Below are 22,117 nucleotides of genomic sequence, written 5' to 3'. Positions count from 1 at the left end.
CTATCTCAGTGACAACTTGCAATTTAAAGGACATCGAATAGTCCTTCTGTGTACGCTTAACGTACTGTGAATGATTGATTTCTTTCATAACGCTACTTTTTGTGTAACGCTATTTCAGGACGAGACAGGGACAGATTTTAAAGGGCATCCATCGAAAGGTGGGTGCTTTTTTCGCTTTTTATTCAGGAAGATTATTCTTCAAAAGTCCTGAAAGGACTGAACATGAATAACCGTGTGTGAAACGCACGGTAAAAATGGATTTCAGGCAACAGCCCTGATAAGGGTTGAATATATATCGTTAAAAGTTTTACTTTAATTGCAAAACAAACTAGTCAACTATATTAAAGATTAAGAAAACACCACAAAACAAAAGCTTTTGAAGCGGAGTTCCGAAGACTTTTAGGAGAACACCACATTGAAATTAATGAGCGGTATTTATTAAAGTAACAGTCGTCCTTCAACCCCTTTCGGGGCTGGAGTTAGACACTTTCAATAACCACCGGCTTTACCAGTGGTTATTCATATTAAGTCCCTTCAGGACATTGGGCTTGCTCGTAATTTTAAGCAAAAAAAGTTCATGAAACGAAAAAGCATTTCAAGTGAGGTATTTTGGAGCGAGCGATTTTAAAAGGCATCCATCGACTGGAGGATGCCTCTTTTTCTTTATTTCTCAACAACAGTAAATACAATATCCACTGCTCCGAAGGTGAAACTTTGCGTGCTTAAATCAGGCTTTACATCCGGAACAATCTCTTCTGGAACGAACTTGCCAGTTTCAACCAAATCATTATATGATTGAATCAATTTTTCCTTACTGAACAAATCTCCAGATTTTATTGAACAAATCGCTAGGATATCTTTTTTGGAAACCTTTTCATTACCCTTGACTTCTACATTTCTAATTTTATATTGCCCTCCTTCGAAAATCTTAAAGGTAAAATCAGTAGTGCCGTCTGCTTTCTTAGTTGGAACGGATTCCAGATTGAAAAATAAATATCCATTGTTAAAATAAAGATCAGAAACGGGACCATAGTAAAGTTGCTGATCAATCTGTTTCTGCGAATAGGTATTTCCCTTTTTTAGTCCTAAAACCTTATTGAGTTCATCAGCAGTATAAACCGAGTTTCCTTCCCAGGTAATATTTCCGACTACAATTTTTGTTTCCTCAGTGCTATCGTTTTGCACTTCTGTAGCTGTTACGTTCTTGTACTCGGGCACAGCAAAGGCATACAAAATGCCTGCGAAAACCGGTAAAATCAATAAAAATTTTAGCTTTCTTAAAGGTGATTGAATTATTGGATTCATCATGTTAAATCGTTTTTTATTGAATGAAAAGTTAAAAGAACTGGTCAACGGAATAATTGACCCACCAAATGTTTGGTTGAGTAAAGCCGCACGGTAAACGCCCGGATTCAAACTGCTCTGCAGTGCATGTTTATCGGCCAAGTATTCGTGGTTTTGCCTGATCAGCCGGCCGTAAAACCAAACGATCGGGTTAAACCACTGAATGGTGCGCAGGGTCCCGAAAAGCAATAAATCGATCCAGTGTTTCTGCCGGATGTGTTCCTGCTCGTGTTTCACTATTTCACTTAATTCGGGTTCGTCGATTGAAGGATGGACAAATACATATGAAACGAGTGAAAACGAAGCCGGAAACCCGGCATCACGGATCAACTTTGTACTTCTGTACCGATATACTTTTGCTTTGAAAATGACTCGAAGAACCGGGATAGTGGACTTCAACATCCGGAAGAACATAAACGAAACTCCCGCCAAATATAGAAACAGTAAAGCCTTTTGTACTGAAAACGAATCTGTTGTGACAGTGGCCTCATTTGTCATTTGTTGCGTCATTCCGGCAAACGACCCGATTGATTCAGTAGTAAGTTCGACTGTATAATGCCAGGTATAAAATGGCAAAAAAATGGCCGCCAATATTCCGCTAAGCAGAAAAAACCTGTTTAACAGAAAGTATCGCTCGTTTTGCAAAAACACAATATAAACCAGCGCAAAGCCTGCTAACCAGATTGCCGATTTCAGTAAATAAAAGGCGAATGTTTCCATAGACGAGGGTTATTTATCATTCGACAATTGTTGTTTGGTTTCTTCCATCAACTTCTCCAAATCCTGGATACTCAAATCCTTTTCTTTGGCAAAAAAAGTAGCAAGCGCCGGAAACGAGTTGTTGAAGTAATCTTTCATAAGCCCAAAAAGCTGCGATTTCGAATACTCTTCCTTTGCAATTAAAGGATAGTAAACATGAATATTCCCATAACTCTTGTGTGCCACAAATTCTTTCTTCTCCAAAACCCGTAACACGGTTGAAACAGTATTTCGGGCGGGCTTTGGCTCATCGAAACGATCGCGGATATCGCGAACGATTCCTTCGCCCATCTCCCATAAATGCTGCATTATTTGCTCTTCTGCCTTTGTAAGTTGCATATCGGTATCATTTTTTATTTGTCAATCCTTCAAAACAAATATATGACTATATTTTTAGTCAGAGTGTCAATTTTAGACATTTTAACTATTTTTATAGTCATATTATTAATAGAGGAAGATCACTTAATGCATAAAAAAAGGGGATGTCCCAATGGTCATCCCCTTTTCCAATATAATTTCGTTGCTGTTATTAAGCTTTTCCAGCAGAACCTAAAACACTTTCGTTTTTGTGTTTGTACAGTTTTTTCAGTTCGTCGCGGGCTGGTCCCAGGTATTTACGTGGGTCGAATTCAGCCGGGTTTTCAACAAATACTTTGCGGATAGCAGCAGTCATTGCCAAACGACCGTCAGAGTCGATATTGATTTTACAAACAGCTGATTTAGCAGCTTTTCTCAATTGCTCTTCAGGAATACCAACAGCAGCTTTTAAAGCACCACCGTTTGCATTGATGATTTCAACCTGATCCATTGGAACAGAAGAAGAACCGTGAAGAACGATCGGGAATCCCGGAATACGTTTTTCAATTTCTTCCAAAATGTCGAATCTCAACGGAGGAGGAACCAATTTTCCTTCTTCGTTCAAAGTACATTGTTCAGGAGTAAATTTAAATGCTCCGTGAGAAGTACCGATAGAAATCGCCAAAGAATCAACACCAGTTCTTTTTACGAAATCTTCCACTTCTTCAGGTTGAGTATAGTGTGATTTTTCTGCAACAACATCATCTTCAACACCAGCCAATACTCCCAATTCGCCTTCAACAGTTACACCGTGAGCGTGAGCGTATTCAACCACTTTTTTAGTTAAAGCAACGTTTTCTTCGTATGAGTGGTGAGAACCATCGATCATAACTGAAGAGAAACCGCTGTCGATACAGTCTTTGCATAATTCGAAAGTATCGCCATGGTCGAGGTGAAGAACGATTGGAATTTCATACCCCAATTCTTTCACATATTCAACCGCACCTTTAGCCATGTTACGCAACAAAGTTGCATTGGCGTACTTACGTGCACCTGATGAAACCTGAAGTATTACAGGAGATTTTGTTTCAACACAAGCCTGAAGAATGGCCTGCATCTGTTCCATGTTATTGAAGTTATAAGCCGGAATAGCGTAACCGCCTTCAACGGCTTTGGCAAACATTTCTTTGGTGTTTACCAATCCTAAGTCTTTGTAACTTACTGCCATTTGATTTTTGAATTAATCAGTGATTTTTGATTTTTTTCGAGCAGTGAAATTAAATAAATTTCAGGGAATGAATAGGTTTAGCTATTTGCAGGGATTCACATTTAACGTTAAATACGAAATGGCAGGCGCGTTAATTTTCGGATAATTTTGTCTGTTTTTAATCATCATTGGCAGCGAATAATTGCTTAAACTAATTGCAAATCGTAATTTTGTATACTTGTTCAAAATAGAATCAAAAGAAAAATAATTCATTATGGGTAAAATAGCCGAAAACGTAAAACCAGGTGTAGTAACCGGTTCTGACGTACAATTCATTTTCGAAGTTGCAAAAGAAAATCAATTTGCACTTCCGGCAGTGAACGTAGTAAGTTCATCATCAGTAAACGCCGTTATGGAAGCAGCTAAAAAAGCCAATGCTCCTGTTATCATTCAGTTTTCGAACGGTGGTGCCGTTTTCAATGCCGGTAAAGGCTTAAAACTGGAAGGACAACAAGCTGCAGTTTTAGGTGCAGTTGCCGGTGCAAAACACATTCACACCTTGGCTGAAGCTTACGGTGTACGTGTAATTCTGCACACTGACCACGCTGCAAAAAAATTGTTACCCTGGATCGACGGGCTTCTGGATGCCAGCGAAAAACATTTTGCCGAAACCGGAAAACCTTTGTTCAGCTCGCATATGCTCGACCTGAGCGAAGAACCGCTGGAAGAAAACATCGAGATCAGCAAAAAATACCTCGAAAGAATGAGCAAAATGGGTATGACCCTTGAAATTGAGTTGGGTATTACCGGTGGTGAAGAAGATGGCGTTGACAACTCTAATGTTGATTCTTCGAAACTTTACACTCAGCCTGAAGAAGTTTGCTATGCTTACGAAGAACTAAGCAAAGTTTCTCCAAACTTCACCATTGCTGCTTCTTTTGGTAACGTACATGGTGTGTACAAACCTGGTAACGTAAAACTGACTCCGAAAATTCTTGATAACTCACAGAAATACATCGAGCAAAAACTGGGTACAGCGTCAAAACCTGTAAACTTTGTTTTCCATGGCGGATCTGGTTCTTCACACGCAGAAATTCGCGAAGCACTTTCTTACGGTGTTGTTAAAATGAACATCGATACCGATACTCAGTGGGCATACTGGGATGGCGTGCGTGCTTTCGAAGCTGCCAGCCACGATTACCTGCAGGGACAAATTGGTAACCCTGAAGGTGATGACAAACCCAACAAAAAATACTACGATCCACGTGTTTGGGTAAGAAAAGCAGAAGAAGCAATGATCGCTCGTTTGCAGGTTGCTTTCGACGACTTGAACGCTATTGATGTAATCTAAGCAGATACAAACATCACATAAGAAAACCGCCTTTTCAATAAGAGAAGGCGGTTTTTATTTTGTAAAAAATGAAGTCGGGCCTAAACCAACGAATCGCCTTTTTTTATCCGCACATCGGTTACAAATTTCTTGATCTGATCTTCGTCTTCCAAACGGCAAATCATCAGTGTTTCGTTCGACTCTGCCACAATGTAGCCATCCAGTCCCTGGATCACAGCAGCCTTCTCGCCCGAGATATCAACGATACAGTTACTCACATCGTAGGTAAGTATATTGTCCCCTTCAATCACGTTCCCTGCGTTATCCCTTTCTTTGTTCTCGTACAACGATCCCCATGTTCCCAGATCGCTCCAACCAAAATCGGCAGTAAGCACATATACATTGGTGGCCTTTTCCATTATTCCGTAGTCAATCGAGATGGCCTGACATTCGGAATAAGCCTTTTTAATAAAAGCTTCCTCGTCAGAAGTATTCAACAAATGCTCGCCCTTTAAAAAGGTTTGAGAGATATCGGGCAAATGCCGGTCAAAAGCTTCCATAAAACAGCCTACTGTCGAGACAAATATCCCTGAGTTCCAGTAAAACTCGCCGGTTTCAATGAATATTTTTGCCATCTCCAGGTTGGGCTTTTCTGTAAAGGTTTTCACCTTATACAGATTATCCAGATCGTTAAATTCCGATTTTCTTTTTATCTGAATGTAACCATAGCGGGTTTCAGGGCGACCCGGCTTAATACCCAAAGTCAGTAAGCGTTCCTTTTCATTAAGAAAATTCAAACCGTTTTTCAGCTGGCTCACAAATTCTTCTTCCTTTAGTATCAAATGATCCGAAGGTGTTACGATAATCTTTGCCTCCCGATTTTTCAACCTTATTTTATGAAGCGCATAAGCCAGGCAAGGCGCTGTGTTTCGTCGCAAGGGCTCAAGCAGAACCTGCTCTTCTTTCAAGGCAGGCAGCTGCTCCAGAACCAAATCTTTGTAGCGAACATTGGTAACAACCAGAAAATTTTCTTTTGGAATTAGCTTTGCAAACCGTTCATAAGTTTGCTGCATAAAAGTCCGGCCCGTTCCCAAAATATCCATAAACTGTTTGGGTTTGGCCGTTCGGCTGAGTGGCCAAAAGCGGCTTCCCAGTCCGCCGGCCATAATTACGCAATACGTATCGTTCATTTTTTGTTTGTTTCGTGCGGGAATCAGTACAAACTTTCTTTCAAAAGGATTTTGGCGTTTGTACCTTGCTTCCTTGGCTATCCTCTGTTTCCCATAAAAGTACCAAATTAAACATCATATCGAAATAACTACGAAGGAATTTTATTTCTATTGTGCGGAATCCGTGAGGCAAAAATTTTGTATCCATTTTATAAGTTGTAATTTTATCCGGACAGAAAAGCAGGAATCGAATGCGAATGGGATTTTTTTTTCACGTAGGCCGTTACTTTTCGATGTTATCGAAAGTATTCGCCCGTCCCGAAAAATCAAAAATGTATGTGCGGCAATTGTTTCTCGAGATTGATAATCTGGGAGTAAATTCGGTGTGGATCGTGGTCATCATCTCCATCTTTATTGGTGGCATTATGACCATCCAGTTTGCGCATGCGCTGGCCAATCCTCTCTATCCGAACGAGCTGGTAGGACTTGGCACCCGAGACACTCTCTTACTTGAGTTCTCATCAACCATGCTCGCGTTGATCATGGCCGGAAAAATAGGATCGAATATTACCTCCGAAATCGGCACCATGCGGGTGACAGAACAGATCGACTCACTGGAAATTATGGGGGTAAACTCGGCCAGCTACCTTATCTTTCCAAAGATCGTTGCTGTAGTATTTATCTTTCCCTTCCTGTACATCATGAGTGTTTTCTTTGGTCTGCTGGGAGGACTATTAACCGGCCCATTGGTTGGCGTGGTTACCGTTCCGCAATTTATCGATGGAATTCAGTGGCTGTTTTATCCGTATTACATCACCTTTTCCATTATAAAATGCCTGGTTTTTGGCTTCCTGGTTTCATCGGTGCCTGCCTATTTTGGGTATTATGTACAGGGTGGCGCGCTTGAGGTGGGAAAAGCCAGCACCAAAGCCGTTGTTAACACCAACATCCTGATTCTGTTTTTTGACCTTCTTTTAACCCGTTTACTGCTTACATGATCGACGTAAAAAATATATCAAAATCGTTTGATGGCAACCAGGTTTTAAAGAACATATCGATAACCTTTGAACCCGGAAAAACCAATCTCATCATCGGCCGAAGCGGCTCGGGTAAAACCGTTTTGCTGAAATCCATACTGGGTCTGTTTGATATTGACGAGGGCGAGATTTGGTACAACGACCGCAACCTGGTAAAAATGAGCAACAAGGAACGAAAACTGCTTCGTAGCGAAATTGGAATGGTTTTCCAGGGAGGAGCTCTTTTTGATAGTATAAATGTGGAAGGGAATGTTCGTTTTCCACTCGATATGTTTACCAATATGAGCGGCCCTGAGAAGACCCAACGGGTTCAGTTTTGCCTCGACCATGTAAATATCGACCGGAAAGCCTACAAACTTTTCCCCAGCGAAATTAGTGGCGGTATGCAAAAGCGTGTGGCTATTGCACGTGCCATTGCCCTCAACCCTAAATACCTGTTTTGCGACGAACCCAACTCGGGCCTCGATCCGGAAACTTCCACAGTGATCGACCAATTGATCCAAAGCCTGACCAAAGAATTTCAGATGACCACCATCATCAACACTCACGATATGAACTCGGTTATCGAAATCGGTGAATCGGTTTTGTTTATCAGCAAAGGCGAAAAAGAATGGGTGGGGACTAACCGCGAAATTCTGGATTCGGGCAGCCAAAAACTCGACGACTTTATTTTTGCCAACAAGCTTTACGCGCAAATGAAGAAGGGGAAGTAATCTTCATCGTTAAAGATTAATATTTTAGAGCCCTTTGCCGAAATCCATCACAGCTAAATTGATGGATAACTTGTCGAAAATATGCACTTTTGTTCACCTTTTGAAGTTCTTTCTATCTTTACACCATGAACTAACAATGCTTGATTTGCCAGGTAAAAGCCCTGGAAAAACGAATGGATAAATACGAAATCGCGGAGGAGAAGCGAAACACACTGGTAAGTGAGTTGATTCAATCTATTGCCGGGATTGATCTGAACACCAGCTATTCTCCCGACATTTCGCGAAATATTATTGAAGAACTGGAGAAACACTCCCTGATTTCCGACCCCTACAAAACAGAAAAAGAAGAAAGTAACCGCGAGATGCTTGCCCGCTACGACGGCTTTCAGGAGATGGTCAACCAGGCTCCCGATCCGTTCGATACGGCTCTGCGGTTGGCCATTGCCGGCAACATCATCGATTTTGGCCCCACACACCATTTTGATGTTTGGCAAACCATCGACCGGGTAATGAGCAGCGATTTTGCCATCGACGACTCGGATCAGTTGCGGAAAGAAATCAAAAAAGCAAAGTCGGTTCTTTACCTCGGTGACAATTGTGGCGAAGTAGTCCTTGACAAGCTTTTTCTGGAAACCATTCAGCATCCAAACGTGATTTTTTCGGTTCGCGAGCGAGCCATTCTAAACGATGTAACCCTTGAAGAAGCTGAAGAAGTGGGCATTCCTCAGGTAGCAGAACTAATATCGAACGGCGACCATGCTCCCTCCACTTTGCTCCACAGGGTTAGCCCGGAGTTTAAAGCAATTTACGATTCTGCCGACCTGATCATTTCAAAAGGAATGGGAAACTACGAAGGACTGATGGACCAGAACGATCCCCGTTTGTTTTCCCTGCTCATGATCAAGTGCCCGGTTATCGGCAAAAAGATCGGTGCACAAAAAGGCGATTTTGTGATTAAGCGCAGTGCTTATTGCTAAGACTTCTGTGTTGAACGCCTATTTTTTAGGAACCAAAGTTACCACCGGGACAATCATTTCTTCCATCGAAATCCCCCCGTGCTGGAAGGTATCCTTGTAATAATTAGCATAATAATTATAGTTATTCGGATAGGCAAAAAAGTCGGTTCCCTGTGCAAAAATATAGCTTGTACTCACGTTTCGCGATGGTAGATAGATCTTTCGCGGGTCACGAATTTCAAATACGTTTTTCGATTTAAAATTAAGGTTCCTACCCAGTTTGTATCGAAGGTTGGTATTGGTCTCCCGATCTCCAATTACTTTCACCGCATTATCGACCCGGATGGCGCCGTGGTCGGTAGTAATAATCAAACGGATATCGTTATCGGCCAATCCTTTCAAAAGTTCCAGTATGGATGAATTCCTGAACCAGCTGAGTGCGAGCGACCGATAGGCTTTTTCGTTGTTCGCCAGTTCGCGAATCATATCCATTTCGGTGCGGGCATGCGAAATCATATCCACAAAATTGACCACCATCACCGACAGATCGTTCTCCAGAATGTTTTTCAGGTTATCGGTTACCCAACGCTCTTTACGAACTCCGGAAGCCTTCTCGAAATACAAACTCTCTTTCCGCCCGTAACGTGCCAGTTGTTTTTGGAGCAGGGTATCTTCGTTCTGGTTCTTGTAGCCTTCGTTGTCATCGTCTTCCCACAATTGTGGATATATTCTCTCAATCTCAGAAGGCATCAGGCCCGCAAACATCGAATTCCGGGCATACATCGTGGCCGTGGGCAAAATACTGAAATAGAGATCTTCGGTTTGCGTACGAAAATACTCGTTTACCACCGGGCTAAAAATCCGCCACTGATCGTAACGCAGGTTGTCGATCACCAAAACCAGCGTTTTTTTCTTTTGATCGAGTTGCGGAAAAACTACGTGCCTGAAAATGTCAGTCGACAACATGGGACGGTCGCCAAAGTCACTGCTAAACCAATCGATATAATTGTCTTTTACATAACGAAAAAAGGCATTATTGGCATCCTCTTTTTGCATCGCCAGAATCTGATCCATGGTCGAATCCTCCGATTCACTCAACTCCAGTTCCCAGTATACAAGCTTTTTGTATATTTCTTTCCATTCTTCAAAGCTAAGCCGGTCGCTGATTTCCATCCCAATCTGAGCAAACTGCATCTGGTATTTGGAAGTGGTTTGCTCGGTTACCAAACGTTTCTGATCGATGTTCTTTTTCAACGTCAGTAAGATCTGCTTGGGGTTAACCGGTTTAATGAGGTAATCGGCGATTTTGGCCCCCACCGCCTCATCCATAATGTTTTCCTCCTCGCTCTTGGTGATCATTACCACCGGAACATTCGGAGAAACGGTTTTTATGCGGGTCAACGTTTCCAGACCGGTCAGGCCGGGCATGTTCTCGTCCAGAAAAATAATATCGAAATAACTACCACTTACTTTCTCAACCGCGTCGAGTCCATTTGTAGCCGTTTCAACTTCGTACCCCTTTTCCGTTAAAAACAGAATATGCGGGCGAAGCAGGTCAATTTCATCGTCGGTCCAAAGTATACGTGGTTTATTCATACTCATTGTTTTATTCTTATTCATGTAAAGATAAAAACAAAAAAAGTACCGCTAAAGTATGGCATTAACAAAGTTTAACCACTTTGTGAGCGAAGAGCTTCGAGCCACGAGCTATGAGCTAATGGCTGCTAAAATGTAGTTGTACCTCCTTTTTTATGAATTAAGGGTGAAACGAACTTGCAGTTAATTCCCCAGGTACACTTTTTTGTAGAAATCCATGTATTGGGTGATGTTCTTTTCTTTCAGGAACACATCGAAGTTCTCGTCTGAAATCAGGAAGTTTCGGTATTCGGCGTTACCCAACGGATTAAACAGACTTCGGGTACGAACCAGATTGCTGAAATACATTCTTCCGGTCTCCTTGTCTTTCATGCCCGAAATAATAACCAAAACACGATAGGCATCCAAAGCCTGCTCAGTTACGGTAAATTTTGATTCGGCAAAATTGTCGCTATTGTACCTTTGAATACCCTGAATAAATGCAGCCTTGTCGATTCCTTCGGCCGGAATTACAAACACCACTGTGTGTGCTCCTTCCACTTCAGGGTTATACGGGCCTTCAACATCAGTTACTTTTGCAGCTTCCTGAACCGCTCCTGAAGTTTGTTGGGTAGCAGTATTCGTACTCTGCGTATTCGACTGCGAAGTACTGCCTCTCTGCGAAGTACCCCGTTGGATGTAATAATTCCGGAAGAAAGTAATGTACTCCTCTACTTTATTCTGGTCAATCAAAGTCTTTAGGTTTTCATCCGTAATCAGGAAGTTTCGGTACGTAGCCTGTCCCAGCGATTCAAATAAACTCCGGTTGGTAACCACCTGGCGGAAATAGGACATTGACTCGTTAAGATTGGGAATACCCGTTACCACCATTAACTGATATTCGTCGGCTTGTTTCGGTTGCACTCCGAGATTCCAGTTTCTGAAATTTTCGCGGTTAAAATCGGCAAAAACACGCAACAACTGGCGAAGCGACATTCCTTTGTCTTTAACGGCCAGCACAAAATTCTGGGTAGTATCCACGTCGGTGTTGAAAGTTCCCGGCGCAGCAGTACTTACACTCACAAAACGTCCTTTTTCCTTCAGGGCATTTGATTCAGCCTCGGCACGCGCCATCAGTTCTTCGGGCGAAATATCCGGACCTTCGTCGGTAAAATTCGAACGAATAAAGCGGCTGTAATTCTTCACGAAGAACTTCAGATAATCGGCTATTGATTTCTCTGACATCATCTGGCGGTAGTTGGCAGATGAGATCACAAAATTCATATAATCAACGCCATGAAGCGATTGAAACACCAGCGCCTTGCGAATGATCGCTCCGTGGTAAATCAAAGCATTTTCTTTGTTTTGCATCGACCGAACCAGCACAAGAGCAGTGTTGTCGTTCAGATTTTCCGTTTCAATATCGTAATCGACTTTTGTATAATGGTCGATGTTGTAGTTGGCAATATCAAATTTCAGGCGGTTCAGATCGATCTTCTTCTCATCTTTTCGCGGATAAGCGATCACAAAATAGTGCAGCAGATCTTCGTCGTACGAGAACTTACCGCCAAACTCATCATCAGCATTTTCGTTGGTCAGCAGTTCTTCATTCTGAATTTCTTCGTTGATGTACCCCATTTCCACCAGTTTCTGGTAGTTGGCCAGTGTGCTGTCCTGAATCAGCCGAAGTATCTCTTTTGCCAGCGGCGACGGTTCTTTTTTCGGATATTTTTCGAGATAGCCTTTCATCAGCGACTCAAACTGACTCATATCCGACTGGGTTCCGCGGGCAATAGTTTCCATAAAATCTATTTTTGGAATGATCACCGTGTCGGGCTTCATCTGCTTCATTTCCGATGCGAGAGTCAAAACTGTCCGGTACCGGCCTGCTTTGTAGTTTTTGAAGGTCTCCTGGTACAGCTTGTTAAGACTGTCGAGACGGGCTTCCATTTCTATAAAGAAGTTCGGGTTAAGCAGGTACTGAGCATATTTGCTTTCAGGATACTGCGAAATAATCAGGTTGCGGTAATAATCCGATTGGGTTTTGTTGCCCATTAACTCGTACAAATCATACAAATCGAAATAAGCTGAAAGCACGTAAATATTGGCCGGGTAGCGTCTGTTCAAATCCTCAAACGACTCTGCCGAGCGCGGATAGTCTTCGAATTCGGCTTTAAAGATTTTTCCGGCATTGTACAGAGCATCCCGAATCCGGTTATGTGAAACCTGCATCAACGAATCGGTTAATGGCAGATCCTGCGTATAAAATTCCTTTTTCAGCGGGTCTTCTTCCCGTTGTTCTTCGGGTTGGGCCTCCTCCGCTATTTCATCTTCTTCACCCAACGAAATCGTATTTTTATTGGCACGCCGCCAGTCGTCTTCCAAAGGTCTTCTGCCCCACTGTTGCTGGAAAGTCACCCTCCCGTACGAGACAGTTTGCGGGTTATAAAAATACCATCCGGTTCCGCCCGAAGTTCCCATTCCCATCCGGTACCGGTTCGAGCGGTAATATCCCTGATCGCGGGAACTCTGCATCGCCAGGTTTTCCATGTTACGCTGGCGTTCCTGCTCTTCCTGCATCAACCGGGCTATCAAAGCTTCGCGCTGGGCTGCCGGCATTTGAGCCACTTTTTGCAGACTATCCTGGCGTTCAACCATTAACAGGTTATCTACCAAACTGGTGAGGCTTTTATATCTTAATTCAACGTTCTTGTAGTCCGGATAATTTTCATCGATGATGATCATGGCACTGTCGTAATACGCCTGTGAACCGCGATAATTTCGATCTTCGAAATACAGATTTGCCAAGGTTATCGATGACAACGCACGCTGGTATTGGTTTTTAAAGCTCGACGCCACCGACAAACGATAATTGTTTTCGCCTTCGCCGCGGTTACCTTCTTTCATCAACAAATTTCCCAATGCGTAATAAATCTGGTCGCGGAATTCGATGTTCTTTTTATCGCGCAGCATTTTGTTCAGATCCTTTTTAAGCTGAGCAATATCTCCTTCACCCGAAAATATTCCCGCTGAGTTGATCCGTGCATTAAAAGCCATCGTATAATTGGGACTGATGCGCGCCACCTGGCTGAATGTTTCCGAGGCTTTGGCATTTTCCCCCATTTCCTGGTACAACTGTGCAACAATGTAAAGGATACGCGCCCTGTCTTTTCGCCACAATGTTTTGTTCACCGCAATGTCCAGCATTCGGATGGCTTCGCTGTAACTTCCTTGTTTTTTATAATAATCGGCAGTGGCAAGCGCCAGTTCGCGTTCGTATTTGCGCGGAAAGTCGTCGTAACTCTGAATGGCCTGAATTACTTCGTTGGCCTCGATGTATCTTTCGAGTTGCGTGTAGGCCCTGATCAGGTAGATCTGCGCCATGCTGGCGGTTTCTTCCTTCGGATATTTACGGACTACATACGAGAAATTATCGATGGCCGCAAAATAATTTTGCTGATAGAAGTAAGCCCTACCCATCAGAAGATAACTGTCATCGACCCATTTGTTGAATTCTTCCTGACTGGCAAATTCCTGGTACTTGCGTGATCCTCCTCCTTTTTTCCTTTTAGGTTTTTTGGTAATCGAATGAATTTCAACCAGCTTCGAACATTTAATAACGGCATAATCCATATCCGATTTTACCATTTTACCGGCTGCCGGATCGTTCTCCTTAAAAATTGGAAGGATGTGGGTGTAGTCGTCTTCAATGCGCGAATCGATCATTTCGAGTCCCGATTTTACACTTTCGTTGGCATTAAAGTAGATGTTGTACTTCGAGGTTATATTATGAACAGTACGCGATGCCCGGGTATTCTTTTCGGTGGAACACCCTCCAAATACAGCAACCAATAAAAGAAATAGTATGGTATGTAAAAAAAGTCTCTTCAAACAGGTATTTTATTTGCTCTAAGAATAAACTCCCGAAACATCAGATTATTGTTGATAATCATTATTTATTCTCATTACGGGTGTAGCAAAAATAAGAAATTTTGATTGCGTAAAAACACCCAAAACAATTTGGGTAAAAATACAGAAGAGATCTGCTGTAAATGAACAGATCTCTTACGTTTCCGAGGCCTCCGCAACCGAAAGCCTATTTTCTTGAAATTTTTACTTTTTTGGTAGGCGCCATTTGCAGGTTTCGCAGGTGTATCCTGTGTTTTACGCTTCCGGCAATTTCGGCAAAAGCCTTTCCGGTAATCGACCCGGCGTCAGCAGCAACCGGACTACCCGAGTCCCCTCCTTCGCGAATACCCTGTACAATCGGAATCTGACCTAAAAATGACAGTCCCAGTTTATCAGCGAGCTTTTTACCACCATCTTTACCAAAAATATAGTACTTATTTTCAGGTAATTCTTCCGGAGTAAACCAGGCCATGTTTTCAACAAGTCCAAGTACCGGAACATCAATCGATTTACTCTGGAACATGCTGGCTCCACGCACTACATCGGCCAGTGCCACATCCTGGGGAGTGGTAACAATTACAGCTCCTGTAACAGGTACCGATTGCACCAGTGTTAAATGAATATCGCTGGTTCCGGGCGGAAGGTCGATCAGTAAATAATCGAGATCGCCCCAGTTTCCTTCAGAGATCAGTTGCTTTAAGGCATTTGAAGCCATAGGCCCGCGCCAGATTATAGCGCTGTCGGGATCCACAAAAAAACCTACCGAAAGAAATTTAACGCCATATTTCTCTAACGGATTGATCATCTCGCGACCATCAATCTTGATTCCTGCCGGGCGGTCTCCTTCTGCACCAAACATTTTGGGAATGGAAGGGCCAAAAATATCGGCATCCAACAATCCTACTTTTGCTCCTGAATTGGCCAGTGCCACTGCCAGGTTTACCGAAACAGTTGATTTACCCACACCACCTTTCCCGGAGGCAATAGCAATGATATTTTTTACATTTGGAAGTACCGGGCGCTCCATATCGTGGATGTATTTTACCGCGATATTATCCTCGATCTCCACTTCTTCGCCCACATAGGTTTTTATTGCTTTCTCGCACTCGAGAATCAGCGTTTCGATATTGGGATCATCACTTTTCTGAAAAACCAAGGAAAAACTTACGCGTTGTCCGGCAATCCGAATTTCCTGTGGCATTTCCAGCGCAACAATGTCTTCATTACTTCCCGGGTATTTTACCGTACGCAAAGCATCGGTAATATTTTTGGGGACAATTAACTTTCTTGGTATATCAGCCATTTCAAATGAATCTTAAGTTCTTATCTAATCTTAAAACGATGCAAAAGTAACAATTGCCCTATAAAAACACCTGGATAGGCGAATTGTTTTTGAGAATATTCATTTGAACATTTGTTTGTTTTAATCCAAGCCGAGTTCCTTCGCCGGGTCCCAGAATCGTTCTTTAAAATTCTGTATTTGGTCGTCCTCAATAAGAAATCCTTCGGCTTCGAGCAACTCCTGCATGGCATTGGGCGTATCAAAATGATGTTTGCCGGTGAGTAAACCGTTGCGGTTCACCACGCGGTGTGCCGGCACATAATCGGCAGAAGAATGACTGGCATTCATTGCCCAGCCGACCATCCGGGCCGACCCTCCCGTTCCCAGGTAGCGGGCAATCGCTCCATAGGAGGTTACCCTACCGGGAGGTATTTGTTTTACAACTTCGAAAACCTGCTGAAAGAAATCAGACATTACTTAGATTTTAGACATTCGTAGTGAGTCGTGAGTACCAGTGCATTTTGCGACTACAATCTCACTTCTTTGTACTCGTTACGCTTTACGCTCTATTCCCGCGCCGAGCGGCCAAAACTGCGGTACTCGTCTTTTTCGATTTCTACGTTTGGTTCCAGAAATTCTCCTTCACCCGGTTTAAAAGCGATGTATTTGATTTTGATTCCGCGGTCGAGCCACTGTTTTTCATAAAAAGTACGAATACGAAGTGTATCATCCAGATGTTCCCATTCATACACATCGTCGGTATCAGCCAGAATTTCAAACTTGTTCAGTTTCACCAACTCCCGGGTGTAATTGTACTGGAAACTACTGTCGGTTTTTAAATGAATGATACCTCCGGGCTTCAGAAACTCCCGGTATTTATTCAGAAACATAGTGGAAGTAAGACGTTTGCGTGCTTTTTCCATTTGCGGGTCAGGAAAAGTCAGCCAGATTTCATCTACTTCACCGGAACCATAAAACTGTGTAACCTGCTCGATATTTGCACGCAAAAAGCCAACGTTGGTCAATCCCTGGTCCTTGGCAAGCTTTGCCCCTTTCCAAAGCCGGGCGCCCTTTATGTCGACTCCCATGTAATTCACATCTGAATTTTTTGCCGCCAAAGCCACGGTATATTCTCCCTTGCCACACCCCAATTCCAGGATCAGCGGATTTTCATTCTTAAAAAATTCTTTACCCCACTTTCCTTTTAACTGAAAATCGTTGTGTTCAACCACATTAAACGGAGCCTGAACCACATGTTCGAAGCTCATCAACTCGTTAAACTTTAAAAGTTTTCCTTTTCCCACTTTCGTCTATCGTTACTTTTACTGTTTTACTGAATTATTATTGCCGGCTAAGTATTAGCCTTTTCGATACGCACACCGATATCGCTGATTCCTTTTAACACATCTTCCCGCATTCCCTGCTGAAGCTTGATTGTATAATTTCCTGATGAGGGGAAAAAGATATTGTGGCGGAACAAAACCTCACGCGTTTTTAGTCCGCCCATTCCTTCTCCGAGCCATTTCCCCGAAGGTTCGGCCAGCGTAACTTCAAATTTGTTCTTAATGGATTCTCCATCCGGTTGCTCGATAGTGACAAAAAGCCATAAATTGCTGTATCTGTAGTTTACATCGTTACGAACGTTGATGTAGAGGTCAAAATTATGGGTGGTATCTGTCACCGGAATCTCGAACACCGCCAATGAGTCTTTATTCCAGCTACGCTGATCAATTTCCTTGTATGTTTCGTAGATAATTTTTGGCTGACAGGCAGCTATCCAGCACAAGCAAAAACCAGCCAAAGCCCACTGAAAAATCTTTTTCATCTATCTCCTTCTAATTCGGTTTTGATCCCTTTCTCCTGTATTTCTTTGCCCGGCATCGTTTGCCGATCCGCCTCCTCTTCGGTGAGAACGTTTATTGCTGCGATTCTTTTTCCTGCTCCGTGACGGATTATCAAAACGATTCAAATCTTCCTGTCCGACTTCATTACGAAACGTATCTTCCTGCTTGGTAGTATTCTCGTAACGCTCCGTAACCAGTTTTTCCGGTTTCCGCCCTTTGCGGTTCATCCGAATCACTTCTTTCACCCGTTCAACCGGAACCCCGACAAGGCTTGCAGGTCCATCGCCCCGCTGAGAATACCAGTAAGTACCACTGAAAATATCAGCTTTCAAATATATATAGCTTGCCTTTTCGGTTTCAAGCGGAACATTGGTAGGCGGAAAATCCTTTTGCGCATCGATGTAAGCATCTACTTCAAAATTCAGACAGCATTTGAGTTTTCCACACTGCCCGGCCAGCTTTTGCGGGTTCAGCGAAATTTCCTGGTAGCGCGCTGCGTTGGTGGTTACCGAAATAAAATTGGCCATCCAGGTAGAGCAGCAAAGTTCGCGGCCACAGGGACCGATTCCGCCGATACGACCGGCTTCCTGTCGTGCTCCGATTTGCTTCATTTCGATACGAATACGGAATGTATCGGCCAAAACTTTAATAAGCTGCCTGAAATCGACACGTCCGTCGGCGATATAATAAAAAATAGCCTTTGTTTTATCGCCCTGGTACTCCACATCGCCGATCTTCATATCCAGATTCAGATCTTTTACCAACTGTCTCGACCGGATCATGGTTTCGTGTTCGAGCGTAATGGCTTCTTTCCATTTTTCAATATCCACCTGCTTGGCCAGCCGGTAAATCTTCCGAAGTTCACCGTTGTTCAGCGTAACACGGTGGCGCTTCATCTGGTCGTACACCAGCTCTCCTTTTAAAGAAACCACTCCGATATCGTGCCCCGGGTTTCCCTCAACAGCAACAATATCGCCAACTTTTATTTTAAGATTATTGACATTCCGGTAGTAATCCTTGCGCGTATTTTTAAACCTGACTTCCACAATTTCGTCGCCCTGAACCACCGACTTAATATCGGCCAGCCAGTCTGTAACATGCAACTTGGCACAACATACGTTATCCGATTTGCAGACTCCCCGCTCTATTGTATTAACTTCCGGCATAGTAATTTTCTACGTTTAGATTTTTCTTTCAGGTTTAGCTTACCTACACAAAAATAACGATTAATACCATTTGAACCGGAAATGCCAACTATTTTGAACGAATCTATACCGATTTAGCGTTTTATCAGCCTTACCATCCGCAAGGCGGTATCTAAAAACACGATGCGCGGGTTACCGTTCATCCCGATGTGCTGAATGCCCAGTTCAAACTCTTTGGCAAAGGGAACGATGTTTCGTTCGTTGATAAACGGAGCAAATTTTTGCCCCCATTCTTTTTCCTCGCGGTTCATATAAGAGAGTTCCTCCCGTTTGAGGTTCGAAATAAAATATTCGCGCACCAAACGCAGCGAAGCCGCAAAAAAGGCTTTTTGCTTATCGCGCCCAATACCGGCCATTTCGTCGGCCCAGGTGATTAGCTCACTCACTTTACGGGCATAGGCAAACCGCATCATCTCCTGAAATTTCAGCAGATAGAACCGTTCATCTTCTCCGGGATTGAGGTAACTAAGCGCCCTGATGTAACTCCCCGAAGCCAGGTGTACCGCATCGGGAACAATTTCCGGATCGATGCCTTCAATTTTCAACAAAGCATTTTCAATTTCCCCGGCTTCAATAAACGGGAACTTCACCAACTGTGAACGAGAACGAATCGTTCCGATAAGGTCTTCTTCGTTTTCGGTGATCAGCAGGAAAAGTGTTTTGCTCGGCGGTTCTTCAATCATTTTGAGCAATTTGTTGGAACAGGCCACATTCATTCTGTCGGCCAGCCAAATAATCATCACCTTAAATTCCGACTCAAACGATTTCAGGTTCAGTTTACGAAGGATCGATTCGCTTTCGCGTTCGTAAATTTCGCCTTGTGCATTTCCGGCATCGATGTGTTGCAGCCATTCGCCCAATCCGAAATAGGGCGACTTTAAAACTTTTTCGCGCCATTGTGGCAGAAAATCGTCGCTCACCGGCTTGTTCAGGTTTTTTGCATTGAAAATCGGAAATACAAAATGCAGGTCGGGATGTGCAAGCTTTTGGTATTTGTGGCACGACGGGCAAACGCCGCACGAATCCTCGTCGGTGCGGTTGCGGCACGATATATACTGGGCATACGCCAGCGCCATGGCCAGCTTACCTGTTCCCGACTGCCCGGCAAACAACTGGGCATGACTGATCCGCTGTTCCTGCACCGAGCGAATCAGGCGCTTTTTGATTTCGTTTTGTCCTACAACGTCTTTGAAAAACATAAGCCAAAAATAACCAAATTCCGGCGGCAAAAAATACCTTCGAAACAAATTAAGGCTTCAGGTCTTCTCCAGCATTCTAACAGTCAGCGCATCCGCGTAAATACAAGTTATCCAAACATTAAATTACAATACGCGCATATTTCGCGATGTTCTCACGTTGCTTTAATTTTTATCTTTGAATGATTTTTTCAAAAAATACTAAAAACATAATATCATGCAAACGATTAGCAGCTATGACTTTAAAGGAAAAAGAGCACTTATTCGTGTTGATTTCAACGTTCCTTTAAACGAAAACTTCGAGATTACCGACGATACACGTATGCGTGCAGCAGTTCCAACAATCAAAAAAATTATTGAAGGTGGTGGCTCGCCCATTATTATGTCGCACTTCGGTCGTCCGAAAAACGGACCGGAAGACAAATACTCTATGCGTCATTTGGTGGGACACTTAAGCGAATTGCTGGGTGTTGAGGTAAAATTGGCTCCCGACTGTATTGGTGCGGAAACAAAAGCAATGGCCGATGCACTTCAACCCGGAGAAGTATTGGTTCTTGAAAACCTTCGTTTCCATAAAGGTGAAGAAAAAGGTGATGTTGAGTTTGCAAAACAACTGGCCGACAACGGCGACTGCTGGGTAAACGATGCCTTTGGTACCGCTCACCGTGCACATGCTTCAACCGCTGTTATTGCTCAATTCTTCCCGAACGACAAAATGTTTGGCTACCTGATCGAAAGCGAAGTTGAAAGCCTCGACAAAGTGATGAAAAATCCACAACGTCCGTTGACTGCCATTATGGGCGGGGCTAAAGTTTCATCGAAAATTACCATCATCGAAAACCTGCTTGACAAAGTAGACAACCTGATTTTAGGCGGTGGAATGAAATTTACGTTCATAAAAGCACACGGCGGTAAAGTTGGCAGCTCTATTTGTGAAGACGATTTCCTGGAAACAGCGCTGAATATTGAAAAACTGGCCAAAGAAAAAGGCGTGAATTTATACATGGCCACCGATGTTGTTGCAGCCGATGCATTTAGCAACGATGCCAACATTAAAGTTCTTCCCGTAAACGAAATCCCTGACGGATGGATGGGATTGGACTCCGGCCCTGAAGCCATCAAAAGCTTTACAAAAGTAATCGAAAACTCAGGAACCATTCTTTGGAACGGCCCTGTTGGCGTTTTCGAAATGGAGAATTTTTCGGCAGGATCCAAGGCCATTGGAACCGCCATTGTTGAAGCAACAAAAAAAGGCGCTTTCTCGCTTGTAGGCGGTGGCGATTCGGTTGCCTGTGTGAACCAGTTTGGTTTTGCTGATGGTGTATCGTACATCTCAACTGCAGGTGGCGCATTACTGGAATACCTCGAAGGAAAAACACTTCCGGGCGTTGCAGCTGTTCGCGGCGAATAAGCAATCAACTGAAATAAAATAGTAAGACCCGGTTCGTTATCTGACGGACCGGGTTTTTTATGCTTTCTTTTGAAGAAAAAATATTCAGCTGAAATAATTGACACCGCAAATCCGTTTTGTAACAGAACAACGATGGTGTTATGATAATCAACCTGAAATTGAACAGATAGGGAATCAAAAAACTTTCTAACTTTAAATAAAAAATGGCCAACAAATCAAATCAAGTCGACGAGCGTTTCTCCGTTTTTAACTGTGCACAAACCGTTTTTAGCCTTTACGCCGAAGAGTTGGGGCTGAATGAAGAAACGGCGTTAAAAATTTCGAGCGGGTTTGGAGGGGGAATGAATTGCGCCGAAACCTGTGGTGCAGTTACCGGATCGTACATGGTAATTGGGTTGCGCCACGGAAACGCAACTCCTGATCCCGAAGCCAAAGCGCTCACCAAACAAAAAATCCTCGAATTCAACGAACGATTCAAAAAGGCTCACGGAAGTTTGATTTGCAAAGAATTAACAGGCTACGACATTTCAACACCCGAAGGCAATGCCGCGGCAAACACCGAGGATGTTTTTCGGAAAAAGTGTCCGCATTTTGTTAAAACAGCCTGCAACATTCTGGATACACATTTCTAAGCAATTAAACTCATTGAATAATAGGTTGTTTCAAAATAGATAACTTTAAAACAAATCAGGTATGAAAAGTAATGTAGGTGCAATCGATCGGCTGATAAGAATTATTTTCGGAATGATTCTGGCCATTGCAGGTATTATTTTCGACAGTTGGTGGGGACTCATCGGGATTATTCCGCTGGCAACGGGATTATTAAAATTTTGTCCGCTTTATGTACCTTTCAAACTGTCGACCACCGAAAAAGACAGTTAAA

The 22,117-nt window shown here is 43.2% G+C and carries 19 protein-coding genes; 7 read left to right on the top strand and 12 right to left on the bottom strand.

Annotated features, from left to right (window positions below):
• Positions 1 to 663 precede the first annotated feature (663 nt).
• The 3 genes from MR764_RS14820 to MR764_RS14810 form a co-directional block, all read right to left on the bottom strand.
• Entirely contained in the window at positions 664 to 1,746 is a 1,083-nt protein-coding gene (locus MR764_RS14820) for a M56 family metallopeptidase (protein ID WP_247980220.1), read from the bottom strand.
• Positions 1,747 to 2,073: 327 nt separating this feature from the next.
• The gene (locus MR764_RS14815) at positions 2,074 to 2,442 is read right to left on the bottom strand and encodes a BlaI/MecI/CopY family transcriptional regulator (protein ID WP_247980218.1); all 369 of its coding nucleotides are present in this window, start codon (positions 2,440 to 2,442) and stop codon (positions 2,074 to 2,076) included.
• Between the two features lie 190 nt (positions 2,443 to 2,632).
• Positions 2,633 to 3,628, bottom strand: a complete 996-nt coding sequence (locus MR764_RS14810; RefSeq protein ID WP_247980217.1) for a class II fructose-bisphosphate aldolase — start codon at positions 3,626 to 3,628, stop codon at positions 2,633 to 2,635.
• A gap of 253 nt (positions 3,629 to 3,881) precedes the next feature.
• On the opposite strand from MR764_RS14810, the gene fbaA reads away from it, so the two are divergent.
• Positions 3,882 to 4,958 (top strand): class II fructose-bisphosphate aldolase, encoded by a 1,077-nt coding sequence (gene fbaA / locus MR764_RS14805; RefSeq protein ID WP_247980216.1) that lies wholly within the window; start codon positions 3,882 to 3,884, stop codon positions 4,956 to 4,958.
• An 80-nt stretch (positions 4,959 to 5,038) separates the two neighbouring features.
• On the opposite strand, the gene MR764_RS14800 is transcribed toward fbaA, so the two are convergent.
• On the bottom strand, positions 5,039 to 6,127 hold the full coding sequence (locus MR764_RS14800; RefSeq protein WP_247980215.1) for a mannose-1-phosphate guanylyltransferase: 1,089 nt from the start codon (positions 6,125 to 6,127) through the stop codon (positions 5,039 to 5,041).
• A gap of 236 nt (positions 6,128 to 6,363) precedes the next feature.
• On the opposite strand from MR764_RS14800, the gene MR764_RS14795 reads away from it, so the two are divergent.
• From MR764_RS14795 to MR764_RS14785, 3 genes are all read left to right on the top strand, one after another.
• Positions 6,364 to 7,104 (top strand): ABC transporter permease, encoded by a 741-nt coding sequence (locus tag MR764_RS14795; RefSeq protein WP_247980214.1) that lies wholly within the window; start codon positions 6,364 to 6,366, stop codon positions 7,102 to 7,104.
• Complete coding sequence (locus tag MR764_RS14790; RefSeq protein ID WP_247980213.1) at positions 7,101 to 7,856, top strand: ATP-binding cassette domain-containing protein; 756 nt, start codon at positions 7,101 to 7,103, stop codon at positions 7,854 to 7,856. Before MR764_RS14795 ends, MR764_RS14790 begins: the two co-directional genes overlap by 4 nt.
• 140 nt (positions 7,857 to 7,996) lie before the next feature.
• Complete coding sequence (locus tag MR764_RS14785) at positions 7,997 to 8,833, top strand: ARMT1-like domain-containing protein (protein WP_348773084.1); 837 nt, start codon at positions 7,997 to 7,999, stop codon at positions 8,831 to 8,833.
• Between the two features lie 18 nt (positions 8,834 to 8,851).
• Here MR764_RS14785 and MR764_RS14780 read toward each other — a convergent pair whose 3' ends face one another.
• The 8 genes from MR764_RS14780 to MR764_RS14745 all read right to left on the bottom strand — a co-directional run bounded on the left by MR764_RS14780 (position 8,852) and on the right by MR764_RS14745 (position 19,826).
• Positions 8,852 to 10,408, bottom strand: coding sequence for a bifunctional response regulator/alkaline phosphatase family protein (locus tag MR764_RS14780; RefSeq protein WP_247980211.1), 1,557 nt, complete (start codon positions 10,406 to 10,408; stop codon positions 8,852 to 8,854).
• Between the two features lie 183 nt (positions 10,409 to 10,591).
• Positions 10,592 to 14,278 (bottom strand): tetratricopeptide repeat protein, encoded by a 3,687-nt coding sequence (locus MR764_RS14775; RefSeq protein WP_247980210.1) that lies wholly within the window; start codon positions 14,276 to 14,278, stop codon positions 10,592 to 10,594.
• Positions 14,279 to 14,483: 205 nt separating this feature from the next.
• Positions 14,484 to 15,599, bottom strand: a complete 1,116-nt coding sequence (locus tag MR764_RS14770; protein WP_247980209.1) for an Mrp/NBP35 family ATP-binding protein — start codon at positions 15,597 to 15,599, stop codon at positions 14,484 to 14,486.
• Between the two features lie 120 nt (positions 15,600 to 15,719).
• Positions 15,720 to 16,052, bottom strand: a complete 333-nt coding sequence (locus tag MR764_RS14765; protein ID WP_247980208.1) for an MGMT family protein — start codon at positions 16,050 to 16,052, stop codon at positions 15,720 to 15,722.
• Between the two features lie 92 nt (positions 16,053 to 16,144).
• Complete coding sequence (trmB, locus tag MR764_RS14760) at positions 16,145 to 16,882, bottom strand: tRNA (guanosine(46)-N7)-methyltransferase TrmB (protein WP_348773083.1); 738 nt, start codon at positions 16,880 to 16,882, stop codon at positions 16,145 to 16,147.
• A 47-nt stretch (positions 16,883 to 16,929) separates the two neighbouring features.
• Complete coding sequence (locus MR764_RS14755) at positions 16,930 to 17,403, bottom strand: gliding motility lipoprotein GldH (RefSeq protein WP_247980206.1); 474 nt, start codon at positions 17,401 to 17,403, stop codon at positions 16,930 to 16,932.
• Positions 17,404 to 18,588, bottom strand: a complete 1,185-nt coding sequence (ricT, locus tag MR764_RS14750; RefSeq protein WP_247980205.1) for a regulatory iron-sulfur-containing complex subunit RicT — start codon at positions 18,586 to 18,588, stop codon at positions 17,404 to 17,406.
• Between the two features lie 113 nt (positions 18,589 to 18,701).
• A complete protein-coding gene (locus MR764_RS14745) occupies positions 18,702 to 19,826 on the bottom strand; it encodes a DNA polymerase III subunit delta' (RefSeq protein WP_247980204.1) in 1,125 nt (374 codons plus the stop codon).
• 214 nt (positions 19,827 to 20,040) lie between these two features.
• Here MR764_RS14745 and MR764_RS14740 point away from each other — a divergent pair, with 214 nt between their 5' ends.
• The 3 genes from MR764_RS14740 to MR764_RS14730 all read left to right on the top strand — a co-directional run bounded on the left by MR764_RS14740 (position 20,041) and on the right by MR764_RS14730 (position 22,116).
• Positions 20,041 to 21,234, top strand: a complete 1,194-nt coding sequence (locus tag MR764_RS14740) for a phosphoglycerate kinase (RefSeq protein ID WP_247980203.1) — start codon at positions 20,041 to 20,043, stop codon at positions 21,232 to 21,234.
• Between the two features lie 203 nt (positions 21,235 to 21,437).
• Positions 21,438 to 21,866 (top strand): C-GCAxxG-C-C family protein, encoded by a 429-nt coding sequence (locus tag MR764_RS14735; RefSeq protein ID WP_247980202.1) that lies wholly within the window; start codon positions 21,438 to 21,440, stop codon positions 21,864 to 21,866.
• A 61-nt stretch (positions 21,867 to 21,927) separates the two neighbouring features.
• On the top strand, positions 21,928 to 22,116 hold the full coding sequence (locus MR764_RS14730) for a DUF2892 domain-containing protein (RefSeq protein ID WP_247980201.1): 189 nt from the start codon (positions 21,928 to 21,930) through the stop codon (positions 22,114 to 22,116).
• Position 22,117 lies beyond the last annotated feature (1 nt).

Origin of the sequence: Maribellus sp. YY47 (assembly GCF_023111095.1) — a bacterium.
Taxonomy (GTDB): domain Bacteria; phylum Bacteroidota; class Bacteroidia; order Bacteroidales; family Prolixibacteraceae; genus Draconibacterium.
Note: the sequence above shows the minus strand (reverse complement) of the source record. Positions and strands in the feature narration are given on the sequence as shown.

Coding starts and splice junctions, on each gene's coding strand:
- MR764_RS14800 (WP_247980215.1), bottom strand. CDS start 6,127: ATGAACGATACGTATTGCGTAATTATGGCCGGCGGACTGGGAAGCCGC.
- MR764_RS14820 (WP_247980220.1), bottom strand. CDS start 1,746: ATGTTGAAGTCCACTATCCCGGTTCTTCGAGTCATTTTCAAAGCAAAA.
- MR764_RS14730 (WP_247980201.1), top strand. CDS start 21,928: ATGAAAAGTAATGTAGGTGCAATCGATCGGCTGATAAGAATTATTTTC.
- MR764_RS14755 (WP_247980206.1), bottom strand. CDS start 17,403: ATGAAAAAGATTTTTCAGTGGGCTTTGGCTGGTTTTTGCTTGTGCTGG.
- MR764_RS14790 (WP_247980213.1), top strand. CDS start 7,101: ATGATCGACGTAAAAAATATATCAAAATCGTTTGATGGCAACCAGGTT.
- MR764_RS14795 (WP_247980214.1), top strand. CDS start 6,364: ATGGGATTTTTTTTTCACGTAGGCCGTTACTTTTCGATGTTATCGAAA.
- MR764_RS14770 (WP_247980209.1), bottom strand. CDS start 15,599: ATGGCTGATATACCAAGAAAGTTAATTGTCCCCAAAAATATTACCGAT.
- MR764_RS14815 (WP_247980218.1), bottom strand. CDS start 2,442: ATGCAACTTACAAAGGCAGAAGAGCAAATAATGCAGCATTTATGGGAG.
- ricT (WP_247980205.1), bottom strand. CDS start 18,588: ATGCCGGAAGTTAATACAATAGAGCGGGGAGTCTGCAAATCGGATAAC.
- MR764_RS14740 (WP_247980203.1), top strand. CDS start 20,041: ATGCAAACGATTAGCAGCTATGACTTTAAAGGAAAAAGAGCACTTATT.
- fbaA (WP_247980216.1), top strand. CDS start 3,882: ATGGGTAAAATAGCCGAAAACGTAAAACCAGGTGTAGTAACCGGTTCT.
- MR764_RS14745 (WP_247980204.1), bottom strand. CDS start 19,826: ATGTTTTTCAAAGACGTTGTAGGACAAAACGAAATCAAAAAGCGCCTG.
- MR764_RS14780 (WP_247980211.1), bottom strand. CDS start 10,408: ATGAATAAACCACGTATACTTTGGACCGACGATGAAATTGACCTGCTT.
- MR764_RS14810 (WP_247980217.1), bottom strand. CDS start 3,628: ATGGCAGTAAGTTACAAAGACTTAGGATTGGTAAACACCAAAGAAATG.
- MR764_RS14735 (WP_247980202.1), top strand. CDS start 21,438: ATGGCCAACAAATCAAATCAAGTCGACGAGCGTTTCTCCGTTTTTAAC.
- MR764_RS14765 (WP_247980208.1), bottom strand. CDS start 16,052: ATGTCTGATTTCTTTCAGCAGGTTTTCGAAGTTGTAAAACAAATACCT.